Below are 21,192 nucleotides of genomic sequence, written 5' to 3'. Positions count from 1 at the left end.
ATTCGGGGTGGGTGCGCCGGAGCCGTGCAGGACTCCCTGCGGCGGCGCGTCGGGGTTCGAGCGCTCGCCGCCCCAGTGATCCGGCGAGCGCCGCCGAGGCTACTCGGCGCGGGCGGTGGCGCGGGGCGCATCGCCGGAACCCGCCGCGCACTCCGGAAATCCGCGCCCCATCTCCGCGCGGCGCCACCGGACTGGCAAGATCACCCGGTGCGCTTTTACGCCGATCTGCACATCCACTCGAAGTACTCCCGCGCGTGCAGCAAGGACTGCGACATCGAGCACCTCACCTGGTGGGCTCGGCGCAAGGGCATCTCCGTGGTGGGCACCGGGGACCTCACCCACCCCGCGTGGTTCGCGCACCTCGCAGAAGTGCTGGAACCGGCCGAGCCGGGGCTGCTGCGGCTGCGGCCCGAGCGGGACCGGGAGATCACCGCGGCGATGCCCGCCAACTGCGGCGGCGACGTGCGGTTCATGCTGTCCTCGGAGATCTCGACCATCTACAAGCGCGGCGACTACACGCGCAAGATCCACCACCTGTGCTACATGCCGGACTTCGCCTCCGCCGAAGAGTTCTCCCGGCGCCTAGGAAAGATCGGCAACCTCGCCTCCGACGGGCGGCCCATCCTCGGCCTGGACTCCCGCGACCTGCTGGAGATCACCTTGGAGTGCGGCGGGTACCTGGTGCCCGCGCACGTGTGGACGCCGTGGTTCGCGGTGCTCGGCTCGAAAGCCGGGTTCAACTCCATCGACGACGCCTACCGGGACCTCGCCGACCACGTCTTCGCGCTGGAAACGGGCCTGTCCAGCGACCCGGAGATGAACTGGCGCGTGTCCGGGCTCGACCGCTACACCCTGGTCAGCCACTCCGACGCGCACTCCCCGCCGATGCTCGGGCGCGAGGCGACGGTGTTCGACACCGACCTCGACTACCACGCGATGAAGCGCGCGCTGGAAACCCGCGACGGATTCGCCGGCACCGTCGAGTTCTTCCCCGAAGAGGGCAAGTACCACCTCGACGGGCACCGCAAGTGCGGCGTGCGGCTGGAACCCGCCGACACCAAAGCACGCGGCGGGCGCTGCCCTGAATGCGCGAAACCGCTGACCGTCGGCGTGCAGCACCGCGTCGACGACCTCGCCGACCGGACCGGCGGCGTCCGGCCGGAGGGGGCCGCCGGGTTCCGCAACCTCATCCCGCTGCCGGAGATCGTCGGGGAGATCCACGGCGTCGGGCCCAAGAGCAAGAAGGTCTTCGGCGCCGTGTCCGATCTCGTGGCCGCCCACGGGCCGGAACTGGGCATCCTCGAGGACGTGCCGCTCGACGAGCTGGGGCGCAGCGACCCGCGCGTCGCCGAAGCCATCGGGCGGTTGCGCGCCGGTGAGGTCGTGCGCGACGCGGGCTTCGACGGGGAGTACGGCACCATCCGCGTGTTCCAGCCCGCCGAACTCGCGCGGCTGCGCAACGGCGACTCCTACAGCCTGTTCGACGACGCCCTGTTCGCCCCGGCCGCCGAAGCACCCCGGCTGGCGGTCTCCGAACCGGAACCCCTCGCGGAACCGGCCGAAACCCCCGCCGCAGCACCGGAAACACCGGCGCACGGCGTGCTCGCCGGACTCGATCCCGATCAGCGCGCCGCCGCCGAAGTGCCCGGTGGGCCGCTGCTCATCGTCGCCGGGCCCGGCACCGGCAAGACCCGCACCGTCACCCACCGGCTCGCGCACCTGGTGCTCGAACGCGACGTGCCCGCCGCCGACTGCCTCGCGATCACCTTCACCCGCCGCGCCGCCGAAGAACTCACCGAACGCCTCCACGCGCTCATCGGCCCGGCCGCCGCCGGCATCACCGTCGGCACCTTCCACTCCTTCGGGCTGCAACTGCTGCGCGAACACCACGACGCCCTCGGGCTCAGCGCCGAGTTCACCGTCGCCGACACCGCGCGCAGGCTCGCCGTGCTCACCGAGATCACCGGTGACGACAAGGCCGCCCGCCGGCTGCTGCCGAAACTCGCCGACGCCGACCCCGAGGCGGCCGACCGGTACCGGCGGCGGCTGCGGGAATTGGACCTCGTCGACTTCGACGACCTGCTCACCGAACCGGTGCGGCTGCTGGAGAACGACCCCGCCCTCGCCGAGAACTACCGGGATCGCTACCGGTGGATCACCGTCGACGAGTACCAGGACGTCGACGCCACCCAGTACCGGCTGCTGCGCGCCCTAGCACCACCGGAGGCGAACCTGACAGCCATCGGCGACCCCGACCAGGCGATCTACTCGTTCCGCGGCGCCGACGTCGGATTCTTCCTGCGCTTCGAACAGGACTACCCGAGCGCGCCCGTGCACGCGCTGACCCGCAACTACCGCAGCGGACGCCACATCATCGACACCGCCGTGCGCGCCGTCGCCCCCAGCACCCTCGTGCCCGGCCGCGCCCTGCACGCCGCCTCCGACCGCGACCCGCACCGCGTGATCCGCCACGAAGCCGCCGACGAACGAGCCGAAGCCGCCTTCGTCGCCCGCGAGATCGACCGGCTGCTCGGCGGCTCGTCGTTCCACTCCCTCGACAGCGGACGCGTCGACGGCGACGGACCCGGCGGCATCGGCTTCAACGACATCGCCGTGCTCTACCGCACCGACGCGCAATCCCGGCTGCTGCTCGACGAATTCGCCCGCGCGGGCTTGCCGGTGCAGAAACGCTCCCACGACCCGCTGTCGGCGCGGCCCGGGGTGGACCTGCTGATCACCGAACTCGGCCACGTCGCCGACCGTTCCGGCAGCGTCCTCGACAAGCTGCGCGCCGCCGCGACGAGCGTCGTGTTCACCGTCCCCGACGACGTCCAACCCGACGTGCACCACGCGCTGGAACTGCTCACGCCGCTGGCGACACGCTGCGAGAACGACCTGGAGCGGTTCCGCCGCGAAGTGCTGCTGGGCGCCGAAGTCGACACCCTCGACCCGCGAGCCGAAGCGATCTCGCTGCTGACGCTGCACGCGTCGAAGGGCCTCGAATTCCCCGTGGTGTTCCTCGTCGGCTGCGAAGACGGCCTGCTCCCGTTGACCTGGCCCGGATCCGAGGCCACCGCCGAGGAGATCGCGGAGGAGCGGCGGCTGTTCTTCGTCGGCGTCACCCGCGCCCAAGACCACCTGTGGCTCACCCACGCCACCCGCCGCACCCGCCACGGCCAGGTCCGCGACCGCAGTCCGTCGCCGTTCCTGACCGGCCTCGGCGACGCCGTCACCCGCCCCGACACCCCCGCCCCGCGCAAGGCCCGCGCAACCCAGCTCAGCCTGCTGTGAGGATCATGCTGTTCGCCGGGCCTCCACCGCTTCCCTGTCGTCGCGGGTGACGGTGTCGGTGATCCGCTTCGCCTTCACCTCACTGCACAACGTCGTGTAAAGCTCGAGAGCACTGCCCAAGGCGGTGGCGTAGGCCGGTGCGGCAGCGGCATGCTCGGTCTTCTCGCATTTCGCGAGCTCTGCTCGGAAAGACATGAGAATGTCCCTCAACTGCGCGGCCGTGCGACCGGAGCCGCCCAGCGACCGGGCGAACCGTGACGCGCGATCGTTCTTCATCGCGGCGATCGCGTTCTCGAGCGGATCCACTTGCGCGGCGAGTTTGGCGGTGGTGTAGCGCACCCGCTGCGCCAAGATCGCCGGATACCTCAACGACCCTCGCTGGGGTGCCTTCAAGTTGTAGTCCACCCCGAAATTCATGGCGATGTCGAGAACCTCGTGCAGCGTGTGCGCGGCCAGTCGCACGGTGTGGTCGTAATCGATGCGCCAGAACGCGAAGATGCCGAGCGCAACGGAGTTCCGCTCCTGCTTCGTGGCTCCAGCCAGCTCGCTCAAACTCAGCAACCGGGCGGTGGTGTAGGACTGCCCGGCCACGACCGGAATGCGGTGCTCGCGAGCCATGAGCGTCGAAGGGGCTTTCTCGGCGCGCACCGTGCCCGCGAATGTCCCCTTGTCCTCGCCTCGGCTCGCCGGGGTGCCGTCGGAGTGCATGCTCGTGGTGCTCGCTATGCGGTCTCCCGTGGGTTCGGCCAGCAGGCCGCGGCCCTCGGTGTCCGGTTCGCCACGGCCCTCGGGTGTCTCCCTGAAGTACTCGTAGATGTCGTGCAGGCACACCATCTTGTCCCGAACTGAGAACCGCTCGGGGTTCCGCAGCACGGAGCGGAAGTCGCCGCGGAAGCGCGTGTGATGGCGGGGTTCCTTCGCATCGAAGTGTCGCTGATAGGGACCGAAGTGTTGCTTCTCCCCACCTTGTCCCTCTCCCAACCCGGTGGTGAGCTGATCGAGGATTTTGTCGAGATCCCGCGGTCGCTCCTCGTCCTTCGCGGCAGAGGCGATCCAACCCTCGACCCTGCGCAGCACGCTGTCGACGTCGGCGGAGACTTGGGGATCAGTGACAATGGCGCGGGCGTAGCGCTTCTCCTCGCGGCGCCCCGGTTTCTGCAGGACCCAGCCGACCAGCGCTCGCCCCGCCTCCTCGTAGTCGCGGTAGGTCCGCCACTGGTTCTTCCTGCCGAACTTGTGGTTCTCGTCTGCGCCACCGCCTATCGCGGAGTCCTTCACCCACTTGTCCGCCTGGTCAGCGATCGCGGCTTCGTTCTTGGCGAACTCTTCTTGCAACGTCGAGTCCCCGGACTCTTGAACAGCCGTGCGAACCTCGGCCATCAAGTCCGCTGCGGTCTTCAACGGCAGGTTCCCGAGACGACGAGCGGGGTCATCGCTATGGACGTTGGTGTTCACCTTGACGTAGCGCTGCACGCAGCGGTCTTCCGGACTTCGCGAGGATCCTGCCGACGGCAGGTCGCCGCGGCGGCGCTGCTCCACCCACGAGGCCACGGCGGCGTTGCCGACCCGCCCGTGCCAGGCGAGCATCTGCTGGACGGTGGGACCGGCATCCGCCGCCGGCGCCTTCGCGGTGCGATCGGTCCGCTCTGAGGGGCCGGTCGTTCGGTGTCGTGCGTGCATGAGACCAACCCCTCCTCGAAGAACCGTCACTACCGGTGTATCGGGAGTGACGGGCGAAGTGGAGGTCCGGGAGGGCAGCGTCGAGGGCAGCACACCTACCCACCCGACTCAGCCTGCTGGGACGCGCGACCTCAGAGCAGTCCGGACGGCGCCGCATCCAAGCCGAGCAGCAGGATGCCGAAGTCGTCCTCGACGACGTGCGAGGTGAACTGCACGTGCCGCGACCCGACCGCGAAGTCCCGCCAGTACCGCTGCAACGGGTTCGCGGCGTCCAGCCCGCTGGAACCGTGCAGGTCCAGCAGATCCTCCAGCGCGCTGCGGCACTCGCGCACCGCGGTGATCAGATCCAGCCGCAACCGGGCCCGCTCCTCGGCGGGGAGGGCCTCGCCGGGCGGGGCGGCTTCGAGGGCTTCGGCGATGCCGAGCATCCGCCGGTGCGCGGTGTCGATGCCGTGCGCGGCGACGGCGAGGTTCCTGCGGGCACCGGGCGAATCGGCCATCGTCGCATGACCCGGGTTCGGCGAGGTGCGCTTGGCGACGACCTCGGTCACCACGTCCAGCGCGCCGCGCGCGGCGCCCCACAGCGGGGCGAACAGCCCGACCGCGATCGCCAGGTTCGACAGCGACGCCCCGATCCGGGCCAGATCCAGCAGGTGCGAATCGGGGATCCACACGTCCTCGCCGACCAGCGTGTGGCTGCCGGTGCCGCCCAGCCCCGCCATGTTCCAGTCCCGCTCGACGGTCAGATCGCGGGTGCGGGCGAACACCGCGCCGGGCCGCGCCGGGCGATCTCCCTCCGCCGGGAGCTGCACCGACAGCATCGCCCATTCGGCCAGTTCGCAGCCCGACGCGTACGGCCACCGGCCGGAGACGCGCAGCCCGCCGGGCTCGCGGACGGCGGTGCCGGTGCGGGCCGATGAGCACACCACGGCGTCGACGTCGCGGAACGCGTCCGCGTACGCCTCGTCGGTGGTGCCGATCTGCAGCAGGCTCTTCGCTTCGTAGGTCGTGGCCGCCACCCACGCCGTCGACGGGCAGCCCCGTCCGAGCTCTGCCAGGAACCTGACCCGCGTGGTGAGACCGGCTTCGAGGCCGCCGTCGGATCGGCGCACGCCCAGCGCGAACGCGCCGGCGGCCCGGGCGGCGGCCGCACTCGCCGCCGTGATCCGCCGGTCCCGCTCGGTGGCCGGGGCTTCGGCCGCTGCTCGCTCGGCCGCGGTGCGGGCTGCGTCGAGCAGCGAGGCGACCGAGCCGCCGATGATGTCCGTTGTCATGAGCACGCGAACATTCCAAGATCGACATCTATTCCCGGGATCCGGGAAAGCACGATCCGCGTCACCGCCGCGGACCGGACGGTCCACTTCAACCCGGCAGCTCCCCGCGTTCGACGCGGTACTGCTCGACGAGCACCTCGAACTCCGCCGGATCACCCCGCCGCAGCACCACCTCCCGCCCGGTCAACGCGCGGACCCGGTCGCCGATCCGCTCGGCGACCTCGGCCGACGCGATGATCGCGACGACCAGGCACACGGCGGCGCCCACGTCGCGGACGGTGAACGTCCACGGCACCTCGCACGGCCCCTGGTGCTCCGGTTCGGGGCACAGCAGCAGTGCGACCGGCTCCTGCCACGTCAACGCCTCCCGCGTCGACGCGCAGCCCCGCACCTGGACCTCGTACACGCCCGCCACCATCGGTCTCCTCACGATCTCGGTGCGCCCCACGCTAGGCATCCGCACCGCCGGGACCATCGGGGTTCCCACCGACCCGGCCCCCGGGCGGACCCGCGGGTGGTGCGCCGCTAGTCGTCGAGCTCCGCGTCCGCGCTGCGCGGGCGTCGCCGGGCCGAGCGCGCGAGCCGGTCGGCGAACGCCACGACGAGCTCGCGCAGCTCGTCCGGCCGTTCGACGGCGAACGGCAGGTCCAGCGCCGCGAGCACCCCGGGCACCCAGTCGAGCCGCTGCGCCCGCAGCTCCACGCGGCACCAGCCCGCCGACTCCTCCGCCACGACCGCGAGGCCGGCGGGTAGCCGCGCGCGCACCTGCTCGGCGGTCCCCTGGACCCGCAGCACCACCTCGTACCGGTAGGGGGCGGTGGCGATGCCCGCCAAGACCCGCTGCGCGGGGTCGACCTCCGCGGGCCGCTCGAACGAGCCCGGCAGGGTCCGCGCGTCGGCGATCCGATCCAGCCGGAAAGTCCGCTGCTCGCCGATCTCGGGGTCGGTCCCGGACACGTACCACCGGCCGGAGTGGGCGACCAGCCCGTGGGGATGCAGGGTGCGTTCGCTGCGGCGGCCGTCGGCGGCGGTGTAGCGGATCGCGACCGGCCGGTGGTGGGTGACGGCGTCGGCGATCGGCAGCAGCACCCCGGTCTCCGGGACGGCCCGCGCACCGGCCGCCGCGGTGAACGACAGGGACCCGAGCACGGCGTCGAGCCTGCGGCCGAGCCGTTCCGGCAGCACCCGCCGGATCTTCGCCGCCGCCGTCTCGCTCGCCGCGCCCGCGGCCGTCGTCAACCCGGCGCGGCGTCCCGCGACCAGGCCGAGCAGCACCGCGAGCGCCTCGTCATCGCCGAGCATCAACGGCGGCATCCGGTAACCGGCGGCCAGCCGATATCCGCCGTATCGACCGCGCACCGACTCGACGGGCACGTCGAGGTCGAGCAGGTGCTCGACGTAGCGCCGCACCGTGCGCTCGTCCACGCCGAGCCGGTCGGCGAGTTCGCCCACCGTGCGGGTCCCTCCCGACTGCAGGAGTTCCAGCAGGGCCAGCACGCGGGCGGTGGGGCGGGGCATGCCGGCAATTCTCCCGCGAATACCGGGCGGGTTCTGCCCGGTATCGGTCGTAGCGTGCGCTCACCAGCACCGATCCGACAGGGAGCACCCCGTGGACTTCGTCTCGATCCGCATCATCACCGCCGACGTCAACCGGCTCGTCGACTTCTACGAGCGCGCCACCGCCGTGCGCGCGGACCGGGCCGGTGATGACTTCGCCGAGCTCCGGACCACCTCGGCCACCCTCGCGATCGCGAGCACCCGCACCGTCGCGCTGTTCGGCCCCGGCTCGGCCGACCCCGCGAGCAACCGCAGCGTCATCGTCGAGTTCCGCGTCGACGACGTCGACGAGGTGCACCGGAACCTGACCGGCGTCGTGGACGAGTTCGTCACCGAACCCACCACGATGCCGTGGGGCAACCGCTCGCTGCTGCTGCGCGACCCCGACGGCAACCTCGTCAACTTCTTCACGCCCGTCACCCCGGCGGCCATCGCGAAGTTCGCCCGCTGAGGCCCGGCCGGATCACGGCTCGACGAGGACCTTGAGGCTCGTGCGGCGGTCCATGTCCCGGTACCCGTCGGGGACGCCGTCGAGGCCGGTGGTGGCGTCGAAGACCTTCCCCGGTTCGATCGTGCCGTCGAGGATGGCGGGCATCAGCTCCTCGACGTAGGCGCGCACCGGAGCGGGGCCACCGGCCAACCGGATGTTGCGGCCGAACAGGCTGGCGAACCCGACGGGCGCTTCCTCGTACTGCGGGACGCCGACGCGGCTGATCACGCCGCCGGGGCGCACGACGCCGAGGGCCTGCTGGTAGGCGGGCATGTGCCCGACGGCTTCGAGCACCACGTGCGAGCCGTGCCCGCCGGTGAGCTCGCGGACCCGCTCGACGCCCTCGTCGCCGCGTTCGGCGACGACGTCGGTGGCGCCGAACTCGCGGCCCAGGTCGGTGCGGTCGCGGTGGCGGCCCATGAGCACGATCTGCTCGGCGCCGAGGCGCTGCGCCGAGAGGACCGACAGCAGGCCCACGGCGCCGTCACCGATCACGGTCACCCGGCTGCCCCGGGTCACGCCGCCCATCTTCGCGGCGTGGTAGCCGGTGCCGTACACGTCGGCGAGGGTCAGCAGCGACGGCACGAGCGCCGAATCGGGCGCGACGGGCAGCTTCACCAAGGTGCCGTCGGCCAGCGGCACGCGCACCGCTTCGGACTGGCCGCCCTCCTCGGGCATGCCGTCCCAGAAGTTCGCCTCCGGGTGCGAGCAGGACGTGTGCAGGTTCTCGCGGCAGAACTCGCAGGTGTTGTCGGAGATCGCGAACGGCGCCACGACCAGGTCGCCCCGGGACAGCGTGGTGACCTCCGAGCCGACGTCCGCCACGACGCCGATCAGCTCGTGTCCCATCCGCACGGGACCGTCGGCCGCCTGCATCGAGTGGTACGGGTGCAGGTCGCTGCCGCAGATGCAGGAAGCGGTGACGCGCACCAGCGCGTCGGTCGGGTGCTTGAGCACGGAGTCCGGGACGTTCTCGACCCGGACGTCGCCGGCGCCGTACATGAGCGTTGCGCGCATCAGAAGTTCTCCACGGGTTGATTCGGATGCCCCCGGGCGCGGATGTCGAACGCCCGGTGCAGGTGGGCCGCCTCGGGCCTCACTGTCCTAGGAGGCGGGGGCCGCCGCCCGGTGGTGCCGGACGGCGAGGGCGACCGCGGGAACGAGGGTCGGCGCGGCGCGGGCAGCGGCCACGTTCACGACCGCCCGGAACGCCCCGGCCGCCGGTGTCGTCACGAACCGCGCTACCAGCAGCAGCGCGAAGCTCGCACCGACCGCGGCGCAGCGAGCCGAGAACTCCCCGCGAACGTGAGGAATTCTCTTGTTCCGCCGGTGATAATCGGTGGATGGGAACCACCTACGCGAGCCTCGACCAGCGATTGCGGACGTTCATCGCCGAGCAGCCGGTGTTCTTCGTGGCCACCGCGCCGCTGTCCGGCGACGGCCACGTCAACCTCTCCCCGAAGGGCCGTTCGGGCACGCTGCTGGTCCTCGACGAGCACACCGTGGCCTACCTCGACTTCGGCGGCAGCCACGCCGAGACCATCGCGCACCTGCGGGAGAACTCCCGCATCACGCTCATGTGGTGCGCGTTCACCGGACCGCCGAAGGTGCTGCGCGTGCACGGGCGCGGCACCCCCGTGTTCCGCGACGACCCCCGGTTCACCGAGCTGATCGAGCGGTTCGGCGACGCCGACGCGCCTGCGCTGCGGGCGATCATCGTCGTGGCCGCCGAGCGCATCAGCGACTCCTGCGGATTCGCCGTGCCGTTCATGGACTACCGCGAGGAACGCGACCTGCACGCCCGCCACTTCGCCCGCAAGAGCGACGAGGAGTTCGCGGCCTACTGCGAGAAGAAGGAGCACATCGCGACCAGCATCGACGACCTGCCGGGCCTGCCGCTGCCGTTGCCGCCCCGCGGCTGAACCGCGGCGCGCCGCGGCCTTCGCTCAGGCGGCGTCGCCGAACCACCGCGCGAGCTCACCGCGCAGCGAACCTTGATCGGCACCGGTCCACGCCACGTGCCCGTCGGGGCGCAGCAGCACCGCGGGCACGTCGAGCTCCTCGCTGACGTCGACGACGTGATCGACCCGATCGGCCCAGCCCCGCGCGCTGAGCCGCCCGGTCTGGTCGAGCAGCACTCCGCGCCCGGCGCGCATCAGCTCGTACAGTCGCCCCCGCTTGAGCTCGACGTCCCGCAGCCGCCGCCCGAGCAGTTCGTGGCCGTCGCCGAAGTCGTAGCGGACACCGATCGCGGTGATCTTCTCGATCAGGTACCGGTTGACCTCCTCGAACGTCATCAGTTCCGCCAACAGCCCCCGCACGGCGCGCGCACCCGGCTCGGCCGACAGCAGCTCCATCTGCGCGCGGGTGTTGTCCAGCACCGACGCCGCCACCGGATGCCGCTCCGCGTGGTAGGTGTCGAGCAGGCCCTCCGGTGCCCAGCCCGCGACCTCGGCGGCCAGCTTCCAGCCGAGGTTGAACGCGTCCTGCACCCCGAGGTTCAAGCCCTGCCCACCGGTCGGCGGGTGCACGTGCGCCGCGTCGCCCGCCAGGAACACGCGGCCCGACCGGTAGCGCTCCGCCAACCGGGTCGCGTCGCCGAAGCGCGACAGCGAACGCGGGGAGTGCGCGCCGAAGTCGGTCCCGGCGAACGCCCGCGTCCGCCGCTTGAGCTCGTCGAGCGTCGGCGGCAGCGCGCGGTCCTCGGACACTCCCTCGGCGGGCACGATGAACCGGTACCTGCCGTCCCCGAGCGGCATGGTGCCGAATCGCAGGTGCGTCTTGCGGACCTCGGCGATCACCGCCGCCATCTCCTCCGGCGACGCGGTCACCTCCACCTCGCCCAGCAGCGTCTCGTTCCTGGCGGGCTCGCCGGGGAAGCCGACGCCCAGCAGTCCGCGCACCGTGCTGCGCCCGCCGTCGCACCCCACCAGGAACCGCGACCGCAGCCTGGTGCCGTCGGCCAGTTCGGCGCTGACGCCGTGCTCGTCCTGCTCCAGCGCGACCAGTTCGGCGCCGCGCCGGATCCGCGCGCCGAGGCCGGTGGCGTGCTCGGTCAGCAGGCGTTCGGTGCTGCGCTGCGGGATGGCCAGTACGTAGGAGTGCGCGGTGTCGAGGTGCTGCGGCCACCTCTCGCTGATCCCCGCGAAGAAACCGCCCGCCACCACCTTGTCGCCGACGTCCAGGAACCGCTCCAGCAGACCGCGCTGATCCAGCACCTCGATGCTGCGCACGTGCAGGCCCAGCGCCCGGACCTGCTCGACCGGCGCCGCTTCCCGCTCCAGCACGGCCACGTCCACGCCGTGCAGCCGCAACTCACCGGCCAGCATCAGACCGGTGGGCCCGCCGCCCACCACGATCACGTCGTGCATGCGTCCCCCATCGACTTGCTCGTGCCACGCACCCGATTTCCGCAGGTGACGGCTTCAGCGGGAGAGTGTGCGGCACGACGGGGGTCTTGCCGCAAGCCCCCGGGTGCGCTATACGTTGAGAGTGGCAGGGAGACGACGAGCTCCTTGCCTTTTCTCATGCCCGCCGCCGTGATCCCTCCGGTGGCGCGGGGCCGCGAAGGGCAGATCAATTCGTCACCGTGACCGAATTCGATCATGGTTCTGCTCCCGCCGCGATCACGCTCAGGTCGTTCGATCCGGCCGCACCGGGCGGCGCTACTCCGATGTGATCACGACCCGGTAGCTTGGGCCCGCGTTGCCCGAGCAGTGCCGGACCGCCCCGGCCGAGGGAGGAGACAGCCGTGCCGTTGACCCGCGTCGGCGCCATCGACCGAACCGCGACAGCGCCGTGACGGGCCTCGGCGTTCCCGTGCTGGTCCTGCTGGGACTGTTCGGGCTCATCGGAGGAATCGGCATCACCGCCGTAGGACCGGGCGGCGTGCTGCCCACGATCGGCCTGTTCGCGCTGACCGACCTCTCACCCGCGCAAGTCGCGGGCACGGCCATCGTCACCCACGTCGCGACCGGCGCCCTCGGCACGATCGCCTACACCCGGTCCGGTCAGCTGCGCGAACCCGAAACCCGCCGCACCGCGCTGATCCTGGCCGCCACCGCCGTGCTCGGCACGCCGATCGGGGTGCTGCTCAACACCCTCGTGTCGCAGCGCGCCTTCGGCATCGTGCTCGCCGTGCTCGTGACCCTGGTGGCCTGCCTGGTGTGGTACCGCGAACGCGGCGAGCCGGAGGAGACGCGGGCGCACCCACCGGGGGCGCGCGTGGTGGTGCTCGGGCTGGCGGTGGCCGTCGTCTCCGGCATCGTCGGCATCGGCGGGCCGATGCTCACCGTGCCGCTGCTGGTGGCGCTGCGCGTGCCGGTGCTCGAAGCTCTCGCCGCCGCCCAAGCGCAGTCGGTCGTCATCGCCGGCGTCGGCACGCTGGGCTACCTCGCGCACGGCGCCATCGACTGGCCGCTGGCCGCGCTCGTCGGCATCCCCGAACTGGCCGGTGTGCTGCTGGGCTGGAAGATCGCCCACGCCCTGCCCACCCGCAGCCTCAAGTTCGCGCTGATCATCACCCTGTTCGCGCTGGCGCCCTACTTGGCGCTGCACGGCTGACCGGGCGCCGAGCCGGAAACGCCTCAGCGCGGCCCCGAACGATCGCCGCTGGAGGTCACCGGGCGGGCAGCCAACCGCGGTGCAGCGCGGGGGACAGCTCGTGGGCCGCCGACTGCTCCAGGCCGTCCGCGTCGTGCAGGTAGCCCTCGGTCGTCGACAGCGCGGCGTGGCCGAGGTCGTGCTGCACCTGGCGCGGTTCGGCGCCGCGGGTGATCGCGTGCGTGGCGTAGGAGTGCCGCGCCGAATGCGGGTGGATCGAGTCGCGCAGCGGACCCAGGTGAGCGGCGATGAGCGCGGCCTGCTCCCCCGCCAGCAGCTCCCGCAGCCACCGGGAACGCGGCGCGGGCGCGTCTGGTGCGGGCGCGAACGTCGCGCACAGCCGCCGCAGCACCGCCTGCACGTGGGAAACGTGCACCCGCCGCCCGGTCCCGGTGATCAGCAGCGGCCGGGGCGCGCGGTGGCCGACCTGGCCCGGCAACGCCGGAACCGCCGTCTCGCCGCGCACCGCCAGGTACGCCTCGACGGCGTCGGCGACGGGCGCGGCCAGCGCGACCCGGCGGTCCTTGGCGCCCTTGCCGTGCACCCGCAACGCGGCGGAACCACCCGGTGTGGGCCGGTGGTAGTCGTCGAGGTTCACCCCGACCAGTTCCTCCGCGCGCACCCCGGTACCGATCAGCACCTCGACCATGGCGCGGTCGCGCAGCCCGTTGCGGCTCTCCCCGGCCAGCAGGTGCGCGGCCAGCAGCAGCGCCCGGCACGCCTCGAACGACCACATCGCCGTCTGCGACGGCGTCCCGCCCGCCCGGTTGAGGTGCTGGGCGGAGCGATCGACCAGCGCCGCCGGGTTGTGCGCGGCGAGACCTTCGCGCAGCAGGTACTTCTGGTAGAACGCCGAGACCGCCGAGAGCATCCGGGCCCGCGTCGCGTCCCGGTACCCGGCGCGCGCGAGCTCCTCCAGCCACCGCTCGACGTGCTCGACGCGCACGTCGGCGAACGAGGCGAAGTCGTTGCGCACGCACCAGTTGAGCCATTCCAGCCCGGTCGGTTCGGTGCGCCGCGCCCGGCCCCGGCGACGTCCCGGTTCCGGCGCCCGGTAGCCGGGGACCCAGTCCAGCGGGATGCCGAGATCGGTGGCGTAGGCGACGCGGGTGTTCAGCGACGCGTAGATCCGCAGGAACTCCGCGAAGCGCTCCCGGCCGGACTTGCCGGCCTCCTCGAGCACCGCCACCTCGGTCATGAACTCCCGCTCCTCGTCTGAACCGCTCCCCGTCGCCGCGCACCCCGTCATCGGCCGGGCCGCCCGCGGATGCCGTCGAGCAGGTACCGGGTGCGGCGGTCGTAGTCGGGGCGGCGCGGCAGGGGCCCGTGCTTGAGGGCGAGCGCGTTGTCGTGGAACAGCGCCTGCAGGTCGTCGGCCGTGAACTCCGGCCGCAGCGCGCCGGAGTCCCGGCCCGCCGCGATCAGCTCGTCGTTGATCTCGCCTGCCGCCCGGCAGATCCCCATGAGGTGCTGCGAGTGCGGGAAGACCTGCAGCATGACGTCGTTGGCGGCGGGCTGGCGGTACTGCAGGTCGCGCAGCGCGGTGAAGTAGTGCTCGATCCGCTGCGCGACGTCGTCGATGCCGCGGGTGCGGTCGATGATCGCGTGCAGCTCGTCGGCGACGACCTCTTCGATGACGGCTTCGACGAGGCCGATCCGGCCGCCGAACCGGTTGAAGATCGTCGCCTTGCTCACGCCCGCGGCTTCGGCGACCTCTTCGAGCCGCACGGTCAGCCCCCGGCCGCGGAAGGCGTCGATCGCGGCGCGGCGGATCTGCTCGGAGTTGCGCCGGGCATCGGCGCGAAGCCGAGGCGGCGTGGGTGCTTCGCCTGCCATGTACCTGCGCCTCTCCTCTCCGCGATCGGCAATTTGACCCGCTGGGTCAGTTTACCTATCGTCACCGGCGGCACAAACCTGACCTGGCTGGTCAACTTGAGCTCCGCCGTGGCGGGTCCGGACACGCGAGAAGAGGTCACGAGCATGATCGTCGTCACCGGCGCCACCGGCACCCTCAACGGAGCGACCGTCGAACACCTCCTGCGGCGGGTCCCGGCCGACCAGATCGGCGTCAGCGCGCGCGACGTCACCAAGGCGCGGCACTTCGCCGACCGCGGCGTGCGCGTGCGACAGGGCTCCTACGACGACCCGGTCGCGCTGCGCGACTCCTTCGCCGGCGCCGAGCAGGTGCTCCTGGTCAGCTCCAGCGACCTGGCGGCCGACGTGGTCGGCCAGCACCGCACCGCGATCGACGCCGCGGTCGCCGCCGGTGCCCGGCGGATCCTCTACACCAGCCAGCGAGGGGCAGTCGGCAGCCCTTACCTGCCTGCCGCCGTCCACGCCGCCACCGAAGCGAGCCTCGCCGAGTCCGGAGTCGCCTGGACCGCGCTGCGCTGCGGCTTCTTCGGCGACTTCGGGGCGCTGCTCGGCCCCTGGCGGCAGACCGGCGTGATCGCCCAACCGGCCGACGGCCCCCTCCCGTGGACCGATCGCGGAGACCTGGGCGAGGCCGCGGCGGCCATCCTGGCGGGCGAGCGCACGTTCGACGGCCCGGTCGCGCTGTCGGCCCCGGCCGTCACCCTCGACGACTTCGCCGGGATCGCCTCCGAACTCACCGGGCGCACCGTCGAACGCGTCGTCGTCGACGACGAGCGGTGGACCGCGGAGCAGATCGCCGACGGCACTCCGGAGTTCGCAGCCCGGATGCAGCTCGCCCTGTTCCAAGCCGCCCGCGAAGGTCATTTCGCGGGAAGCGCTCCAGTGCTCGGCGAGTTGCTCGGTCGCGCGCCACGGACCGCCGCCGAACAACTCGCCGAGCACATCACGATCTGACGGGAACTCAGGGCGGTCGGCCGTGCCGCAGGAGAAGATGTGGAGATCAACTCGTCCTACTCCGCTGAGGACCACGCCATGACGCCGCATGCCACCGCGATCCACGTTCCCGACGACGTCCTCGACGACCTGCGCGCCCGCCTCGGCGCGACCCGGTCACCGCTGGACGAGGGCAACGCGGACTGGTCCTACGGCGTCCCGGCCGGCTACCTGCGGGACCTGGTGGAGTACTGGCGCGACGGCTACGACTGGCGCACCGCCGAAGCCGCGATCAACGCCTACGAGCACTACGAGGCGACCGTCTCGGGCGTGCCCGTGCACTTCATGCGCAAACCCGGGCGCGGACCCGCCCCGATCCCGCTGATCCTCACTCACGGCTGGCCGTGGACGTTCTGGCACTGGTCGAAGGTGATCGACCCGCTCGCCGACCCGGCCGCGTCCGGCGGTGATCCCGCCGATGCCTTCGACGTCATCGTGCCCTCGCTTCCCGGGTTTGGTTTCCCCGGCCCGCTGACCGGTTTCCCGGACGTCAACTTCTGGAAGGTCGCCGACCTCTGGCACGTGCTGATGACCGAGACCCTGGGCTACGAGCGCTACGCCGCCGGGGGCTGCGACATCGGCGGGATCATCTCCAGCCAGCTCGGACACAAGTACGCCGACGAGCTCTACGGCATCCACATCGGTTCCGGGCTGCCGCTGGACTTCTTCACCGGCCCCCGGGCGTGGGACTTCGCCCGCAACCGGCCGCTGTCCGACGAGCAGCCCGCCGACGTCCGCGCCCGCCTCGTCGAACTGGACCGCCGCTCGGCGTCGCACCTGGCCGTGCACATGCTCGACGGCGCCACCCTCGCCCACGGACTCAGCGACTCCCCCGCCGGATTGCTCGCATGGCTGCTGGAGCGCTGGAACTCCTGGAGCGACAACGGCGGCGACGTCGAGTCCGTGTTCAGCAAGGACGACCTGCTCACCCACGCCACGATCTACTGGGTGAACAACTCCATCGCCACCTCGATGCGCTACTACGCCAACGCCAACCGCCACCCCTGGGCTCCCGCGCACGACCGCAGCCCGGTCGTGCAGGCACCGGTCGGCCTCACCTTCGTCACCTACGAGAACCCGCCCGGCATCCGCACCGCGGCCGAGCGGGTCCGGGCGTTCGAGAACAGCCCGCAGGCCGCCTGGTTCAACCACGTCAACGTCACCGCCCACGAGCGCGGCGGTCACTTCATCCCCTGGGAGAACCCCAAGGCCTGGGTGGAAGACCTGCGCCGCACCTTCCGCAGCCGCAGGCCTTGAGCGGTCTCGCAGCCTGATTCTTTTCGTCACCGTGACTTAAGTGTCCGGTGGGCATGATCGTTTCGCTGACGTGCCCAAGTTCGCCCGATGGCGCTCTCGGCGCCCGTACCCCTGCGGCTACCCGCTGCCTCTGACTTGATCGCCATGTCGCGGCCGGGTGCCACGCCGGGGCGATTCACTTGCGCACCCCGATAGCCCCCGCTGCCCTTCCGCTCTCCGGATCAGCCGGGCGGCTGTCCGTTTTGCACTATTGCAAGCCCTCGACTCGACGGCTCGACCCTAAGATCCCACTATATCCATAATCCTGGTTATCCATATGGTGTCGATCAGAATCCCCAGGAGTTGGGTTTAGGTTTTAAAACTCTAACCTGGTGTTATGATTCGCAACTGAAGATCATGGTTTTGATGCTTTCCGCAGGTGAATCGGATGAGAGGGGCGCGCAAAGATGGAGCAGTCGCCGGACGTGGCGGAGGGAACCGGCGAGGGCGAGGAGGACCGCCCGGAAGCGCCGGTGCGGCGGGGAACGCGGGCGCAGCGGCGGGAGCGGACGCTGCGCGCGATGGCCGAAGGGCTCGACGCCCGCTGCGCCTACTGCGGAGAACCGCTGCCCCCGGTGCCGTCCAAGGGCGGGCGGCCCACGCCCTACTGCCCCGCCGACTCCGACCGCTACGGCAACTGGGGCGCGAAGACGATCACGTGCGCGATGCTCGACGAGCAGCGCGAGATCTGGATGCAGGTCTACGGCCCGGACCAGCCGATGACCAAGGTCGACCTCGGTGGCCTCCGGGACCGGCTGGCCGACCTCAAGGGTGCGCTCGCGCCGGTGCACGACGAGATCGCCGGTCTCGAACAGCTCGCCACCGCCGAGCTGGCCCGAGCGCTCGACGCACGCCAGGAAGCCGAGACCGCGCGCACCGACGCGCAGGACACCGCTCGCGCGGCCGTCGCCGAGCGCGACGAAGCGTTGTCGGCCGCGCAGCAGGCCGACGCGCGGGCCGAAGCGGCCACCGCCGAACGGGACGAGGCCGTGGAGCGCGCGACGCACGCCGACCAGGAACGCGATCAAGCGATCGCGGATCGCGACGCCGCGCGCGACGAGACCACCCGCGCCGGGGCGGACCGGCAGGCCGCGCTGGAGCAGGCCACCACCGCCCAGCAGCACATCACCGAACTGCACAACACCCTCGCCGGCGAGCGCGCCACGGCGCTCGACCGCGTCGACGTGCTGCGCCGGGAGCACGAGCAGGCCCAGCAGGAGTTGCGCCGGGAACTCGACGAGCACCACCAGCAGCGGCTGCGCGCGCAGGCCGACGAGTTCACCCAGCGGATGCAGGCGGACCGTTCGGCGGCCGAGGGACGCGTCGGGGAACTCACCGACCGGCTCACCGAGGCGACCCGCTCCTACGCCGACGCTCTAGCCCCGCTGCACGAGCAGATCCGAGTGCTCACCCACGACCTCGCAGACCAGCGCGCCACCGCTGCCGCGGCCCACGAGCGGTTCGGGCGGCTGCACGGCGAACTGGCCGATGTCCTCGTGCCCGACGCCGAGGACGTGGCCGACCGCGCCCGCTCCGTGCTGGAGCGCTACGCCCCGCAGCCGCCCACACCGGAAACCGGGCGTGCGCAGGAGACCCCGGCGGCTCCGCCTGGCGAGGAGCGGTGACCGCTCAGAGCCGCGTGCCCACCTGGCGGGCCGAGGCCGGTGCGGGTTCGGTGCTGAGCAGGCTGGCCAGCGCGCGGAGCCGCTCGTCGTCGGCGGAACCGGGGACCGCGGTGTAGGCGATCAGCGTGGGGCCGGGACGGCCGGGCAGCGGGTAGGCGTCCCAGTCGAGGGTCATGGCCCCGGCCTGGGGGTGGTGGAAGACCTTGCGGCCGCGGGTCTTCTCCCGCACGTCGTGGCGGGCCCACAACTTCGGGAACCGCGGGCCGCGCACGCTCAGCTCACCGACCAGTTCCTGCAGGCGCGGGTGGTCGGGGTCGGTGGCCGCGGCGGCGCGCAGCATCCCGATGTACTCGATCGCGCTGGCCTCCCAGTCGGGGCACACCTGCGGGGCGTCGGGGTTGAGGAAGATCGCGCGCAGCACGTTGCGTTCAGCGGCGGGCACCGCGTCCAAACCGCCGAAGAGGCTGCCTGCCAGCGCGTTCCACGCCAGCACGTCGAGGTGGCTGCTCAGCACGAGCGCCGGTCCGGTCATGGTGTGCAGCAATCGGCGGGTCGTGTCCGGGACGTGTTCGCGCGTGCGGCGTCGCGTCGCGGCGGGGCGCCGCACCGCTCGGCCGAGCATGTGCAGGTGCCGGGTCTCGTCCTCGGTCAGGTCCAGGGCGCGGGCGAGCGCGTCGAGCACGTGATCGGACGGCCGGACGTCCCTGCCCTGCTCGATGCGCTGGTAGTAATCCGTGCTGACCCCGGCCAGCATCGCCAGTTCCTCGCGGCGCAGGCCGGTGACCTTGCGTCCGCTGCCGGGTTCCAAGCCGAGGTCCGCCGGGCGCACCCGGCCGCGGCGGGTCCGCAGGAACTCGGCGAGCTGATGTGCCCGTGTGCCGGCCATGTCCCCATCCTGCCGCAGCCGCGCCGGGCAGGGTGGGACTGCGATTCCCAGGGACTCGCGCAACGCCCCGGGCCCGGCCGGTCGCGGTGAAGCTCGAACCGACCAGAGATCGGCACCGTCCTGGAGGTTCCCATGTCCACGTCCGCCACCCGCCCTCGTCCCGCGCTGCTCGACGAGGACCCGCTCGGTTTCCTCATCGACGGGCGTCGGCAGCGGCCCCGTTCACCGGAGACGTTCCCGACCGTGGACCCGGCCACCGAGCAGGTCCTCACCCGGCTCGGCGTCGCGGGCCCCGACGAAGTCGACGAGGCGGTGCGGTCGGGCCGCCGGGCGTTCGAGACCTGGTCGGCGGTGTCCCCGCAGCACCGGGCGGCGGTGCTGTCGCGCATCGCCGACGTGGTCGAGGCCCACCGCGAGGAGCTCGCGGTGCTGGATTCCCTGGACATGGGTGCGCCGCTGGCGCTCTCGCGCGGCATGGTCGAGCACGCGGTGGAGGTCTACCGGCACTACGCGGGCTGGCCGACGAAGCTGACCGGGCACACCACCCCGGCCGGTCCCGGCAGGCTGCACTACACGTTGCGCCAGCCGATCGGGGTGGTCGCGGCGATCATCGCCTGGAACGGCCCGGCGTTGCAGACGTCGTGGAAGCTGGCTCCGGCGCTGGCAGCGGGCAACACCGTGGTGCTCAAGCCCTCCGAGCACGGTTCGCTCTCGGCGCTGCGGCTGGCGCAGCTGCTCACCGACGTCGACGTGCCCGCCGGAGTGGTCAACGTGATCACCGGGCTCGGCGCGAGCACCGGGCAGGCGCTGATCGGCCACCCGGGCGTGGACAAGGTCTCGTTCACCGGTTCCGGCCCGGTGGGCAAGCAGGTCCTGCGCACCTCGGCCGACACGCTCAAGCGGGTCGGCCTGGAACTGGGCGGGAAGTCCCCGTTCATCGTGTTCCCGGACGCCGATCTGGACGCCGCCGCCACCGCGGCCGCAGCCGCGTTCTGCATGGGTACCGGCCAGGGGTGCGTGGCCGGTACCCGCATCCTCGTGCACCGGGACGTGCGCGCACGGTTCGGTGAGCTGCTGCGCGCGGCGATGGAGCGGTTCGTGCCGGGCGACCCGTTCGACCCGGCCACGACGCTGGGGCCGCTGGCCTTCCGCGCGCACTGGGAGCGGGTCACCGGCTACGTCGACCTGGCCCGCGCCGAGGGCGCCACCATCAGCACCGGCGGGCACCGCCTGCCGCGGCCGGGTCTGTTCGTCGCGCCGACGCTGCTGGAGGACGTGCGCACCGATATGCGCGTCGCGCAGGAGGAGATCTTCGGCCCGGTCGCGGCGCTGCTCAGCTTCACCGACACCGCGCAGGCCGTGCGGCTGGCCGACGACACCCGCTACGGGCTGGCCGCGTCGGTGTGGACGCGGGACGTGTCGCTCGCGCACCGGGTCAGCGCCGAGCTGCGCGCGGGCACGGTCTGGGTGAACACCTGGGGTGCGATGGCGCCCGGCACGGCCCCGTTCGGCGGTTTCAAGGAGTCCGGGATCGGCCGCGAACACGGTCCGGACGCGCTGCTGGCCTACACCGAGACCAAGACCGTCATGCTCGAACTCTGAGCGGAGTTGGGCGGGTCGGTG

General features: G+C 72.0%; 17 protein-coding genes. 8 read left to right on the top strand and 9 right to left on the bottom strand.

Features of this window, described 5'->3' with window-relative positions; translation table 11 throughout:
* The first annotated feature begins 207 nt into the window (after positions 1–207).
* Positions 208–3,291, top strand: a complete 3,084-nt coding sequence (locus BJ969_RS13460; RefSeq protein WP_184479276.1) for a UvrD-helicase domain-containing protein — start codon at positions 208–210, stop codon at positions 3,289–3,291.
* Positions 3,292–3,294: 3 nt separating this feature from the next.
* Here BJ969_RS13460 and BJ969_RS13455 read toward each other — a convergent pair whose 3' ends face one another.
* From BJ969_RS13455 to BJ969_RS13440, 4 genes are all read right to left on the bottom strand, one after another.
* The gene (locus BJ969_RS13455) at positions 3,295–4,971 is read right to left on the bottom strand and encodes a hypothetical protein (protein ID WP_184479275.1); all 1,677 of its coding nucleotides are present in this window, start codon (positions 4,969–4,971) and stop codon (positions 3,295–3,297) included.
* 131 nt (positions 4,972–5,102) lie between these two features.
* Complete coding sequence (locus BJ969_RS13450) at positions 5,103–6,245, bottom strand: acyl-CoA dehydrogenase family protein (protein ID WP_246458101.1); 1,143 nt, start codon at positions 6,243–6,245, stop codon at positions 5,103–5,105.
* Between the two features lie 88 nt (positions 6,246–6,333).
* Positions 6,334–6,663 (bottom strand): hypothetical protein, encoded by a 330-nt coding sequence (locus BJ969_RS13445; RefSeq protein WP_184479273.1) that lies wholly within the window; start codon positions 6,661–6,663, stop codon positions 6,334–6,336.
* Positions 6,664–6,770: 107 nt separating this feature from the next.
* Positions 6,771–7,763 carry a helix-turn-helix transcriptional regulator gene (locus tag BJ969_RS13440; protein WP_184479272.1) on the bottom strand — a complete coding sequence of 331 codons (993 nt, stop codon included), beginning with the start codon at positions 7,761–7,763 and terminating at the stop codon, positions 6,771–6,773.
* A gap of 91 nt (positions 7,764–7,854) precedes the next feature.
* On the opposite strand from BJ969_RS13440, the gene BJ969_RS13435 reads away from it, so the two are divergent.
* The gene (locus BJ969_RS13435) at positions 7,855–8,253 is read left to right on the top strand and encodes a VOC family protein (protein ID WP_184479271.1); all 399 of its coding nucleotides are present in this window, start codon (positions 7,855–7,857) and stop codon (positions 8,251–8,253) included.
* Between the two features lie 12 nt (positions 8,254–8,265).
* Here BJ969_RS13435 and BJ969_RS13430 read toward each other — a convergent pair whose 3' ends face one another.
* Positions 8,266–9,309, bottom strand: a complete 1,044-nt coding sequence (locus tag BJ969_RS13430; protein ID WP_184479270.1) for a zinc-binding dehydrogenase — start codon at positions 9,307–9,309, stop codon at positions 8,266–8,268.
* Positions 9,310–9,635: 326 nt separating this feature from the next.
* Here BJ969_RS13430 and BJ969_RS13425 point away from each other — a divergent pair, with 326 nt between their 5' ends.
* Positions 9,636–10,214 carry a pyridoxamine 5'-phosphate oxidase family protein gene (locus tag BJ969_RS13425; RefSeq protein ID WP_184479269.1) on the top strand — a complete coding sequence of 193 codons (579 nt, stop codon included), beginning with the start codon at positions 9,636–9,638 and terminating at the stop codon, positions 10,212–10,214.
* 24 nt (positions 10,215–10,238) lie between these two features.
* On the opposite strand, the gene rox is transcribed toward BJ969_RS13425, so the two are convergent.
* Positions 10,239–11,663 (bottom strand): rifampin monooxygenase, encoded by a 1,425-nt coding sequence (gene rox, locus BJ969_RS13420; RefSeq protein ID WP_184479268.1) that lies wholly within the window; start codon positions 11,661–11,663, stop codon positions 10,239–10,241.
* A gap of 427 nt (positions 11,664–12,090) precedes the next feature.
* Here rox and BJ969_RS13415 point away from each other — a divergent pair, with 427 nt between their 5' ends.
* Positions 12,091–12,855, top strand: a complete 765-nt coding sequence (locus BJ969_RS13415) for a TSUP family transporter (protein WP_184479267.1) — start codon at positions 12,091–12,093, stop codon at positions 12,853–12,855.
* Between the two features lie 55 nt (positions 12,856–12,910).
* Here the strand turns inward: BJ969_RS13415 and BJ969_RS13410 are convergent, their stop codons facing one another.
* Together BJ969_RS13410 and BJ969_RS13405 are read right to left on the bottom strand one after the other, a co-directional pair.
* On the bottom strand, positions 12,911–14,092 hold the full coding sequence (locus tag BJ969_RS13410; RefSeq protein ID WP_184479266.1) for a tyrosine-type recombinase/integrase: 1,182 nt from the start codon (positions 14,090–14,092) through the stop codon (positions 12,911–12,913).
* Positions 14,093–14,139: 47 nt separating this feature from the next.
* A complete protein-coding gene (locus BJ969_RS13405; RefSeq protein WP_184479265.1) occupies positions 14,140–14,730 on the bottom strand; it encodes a TetR/AcrR family transcriptional regulator in 591 nt (196 codons plus the stop codon).
* 144 nt (positions 14,731–14,874) lie between these two features.
* Here BJ969_RS13405 and BJ969_RS13400 point away from each other — a divergent pair, with 144 nt between their 5' ends.
* From BJ969_RS13400 to BJ969_RS13390, 3 genes are all read left to right on the top strand, one after another.
* A complete protein-coding gene (locus BJ969_RS13400; RefSeq protein ID WP_184479264.1) occupies positions 14,875–15,723 on the top strand; it encodes an NmrA family NAD(P)-binding protein in 849 nt (282 codons plus the stop codon).
* A gap of 39 nt (positions 15,724–15,762) precedes the next feature.
* Positions 15,763–17,019, top strand: a complete 1,257-nt coding sequence (locus BJ969_RS13395) for an epoxide hydrolase family protein (protein ID WP_343071383.1) — start codon at positions 15,763–15,765, stop codon at positions 17,017–17,019.
* A gap of 446 nt (positions 17,020–17,465) precedes the next feature.
* A complete protein-coding gene (locus BJ969_RS13390; RefSeq protein WP_184479263.1) occupies positions 17,466–18,683 on the top strand; it encodes a coiled-coil domain-containing protein in 1,218 nt (405 codons plus the stop codon).
* 4 nt (positions 18,684–18,687) lie between these two features.
* Here BJ969_RS13390 and BJ969_RS13385 read toward each other — a convergent pair whose 3' ends face one another.
* Complete coding sequence (locus BJ969_RS13385) at positions 18,688–19,569, bottom strand: helix-turn-helix transcriptional regulator (RefSeq protein WP_184479262.1); 882 nt, start codon at positions 19,567–19,569, stop codon at positions 18,688–18,690.
* Positions 19,570–19,701: 132 nt separating this feature from the next.
* On the opposite strand from BJ969_RS13385, the gene BJ969_RS13380 reads away from it, so the two are divergent.
* Complete coding sequence (locus BJ969_RS13380; RefSeq protein WP_184479261.1) at positions 19,702–21,171, top strand: aldehyde dehydrogenase family protein; 1,470 nt, start codon at positions 19,702–19,704, stop codon at positions 21,169–21,171.
* Positions 21,172–21,192 lie beyond the last annotated feature (21 nt).

The organism is Saccharopolyspora gloriosae (assembly GCF_014203325.1).
GTDB lineage: Bacteria > Actinomycetota > Actinomycetes > Mycobacteriales > Pseudonocardiaceae > Saccharopolyspora_C > Saccharopolyspora_C gloriosae.
This window is presented reverse-complemented; position numbering and strand designations above follow the sequence as displayed.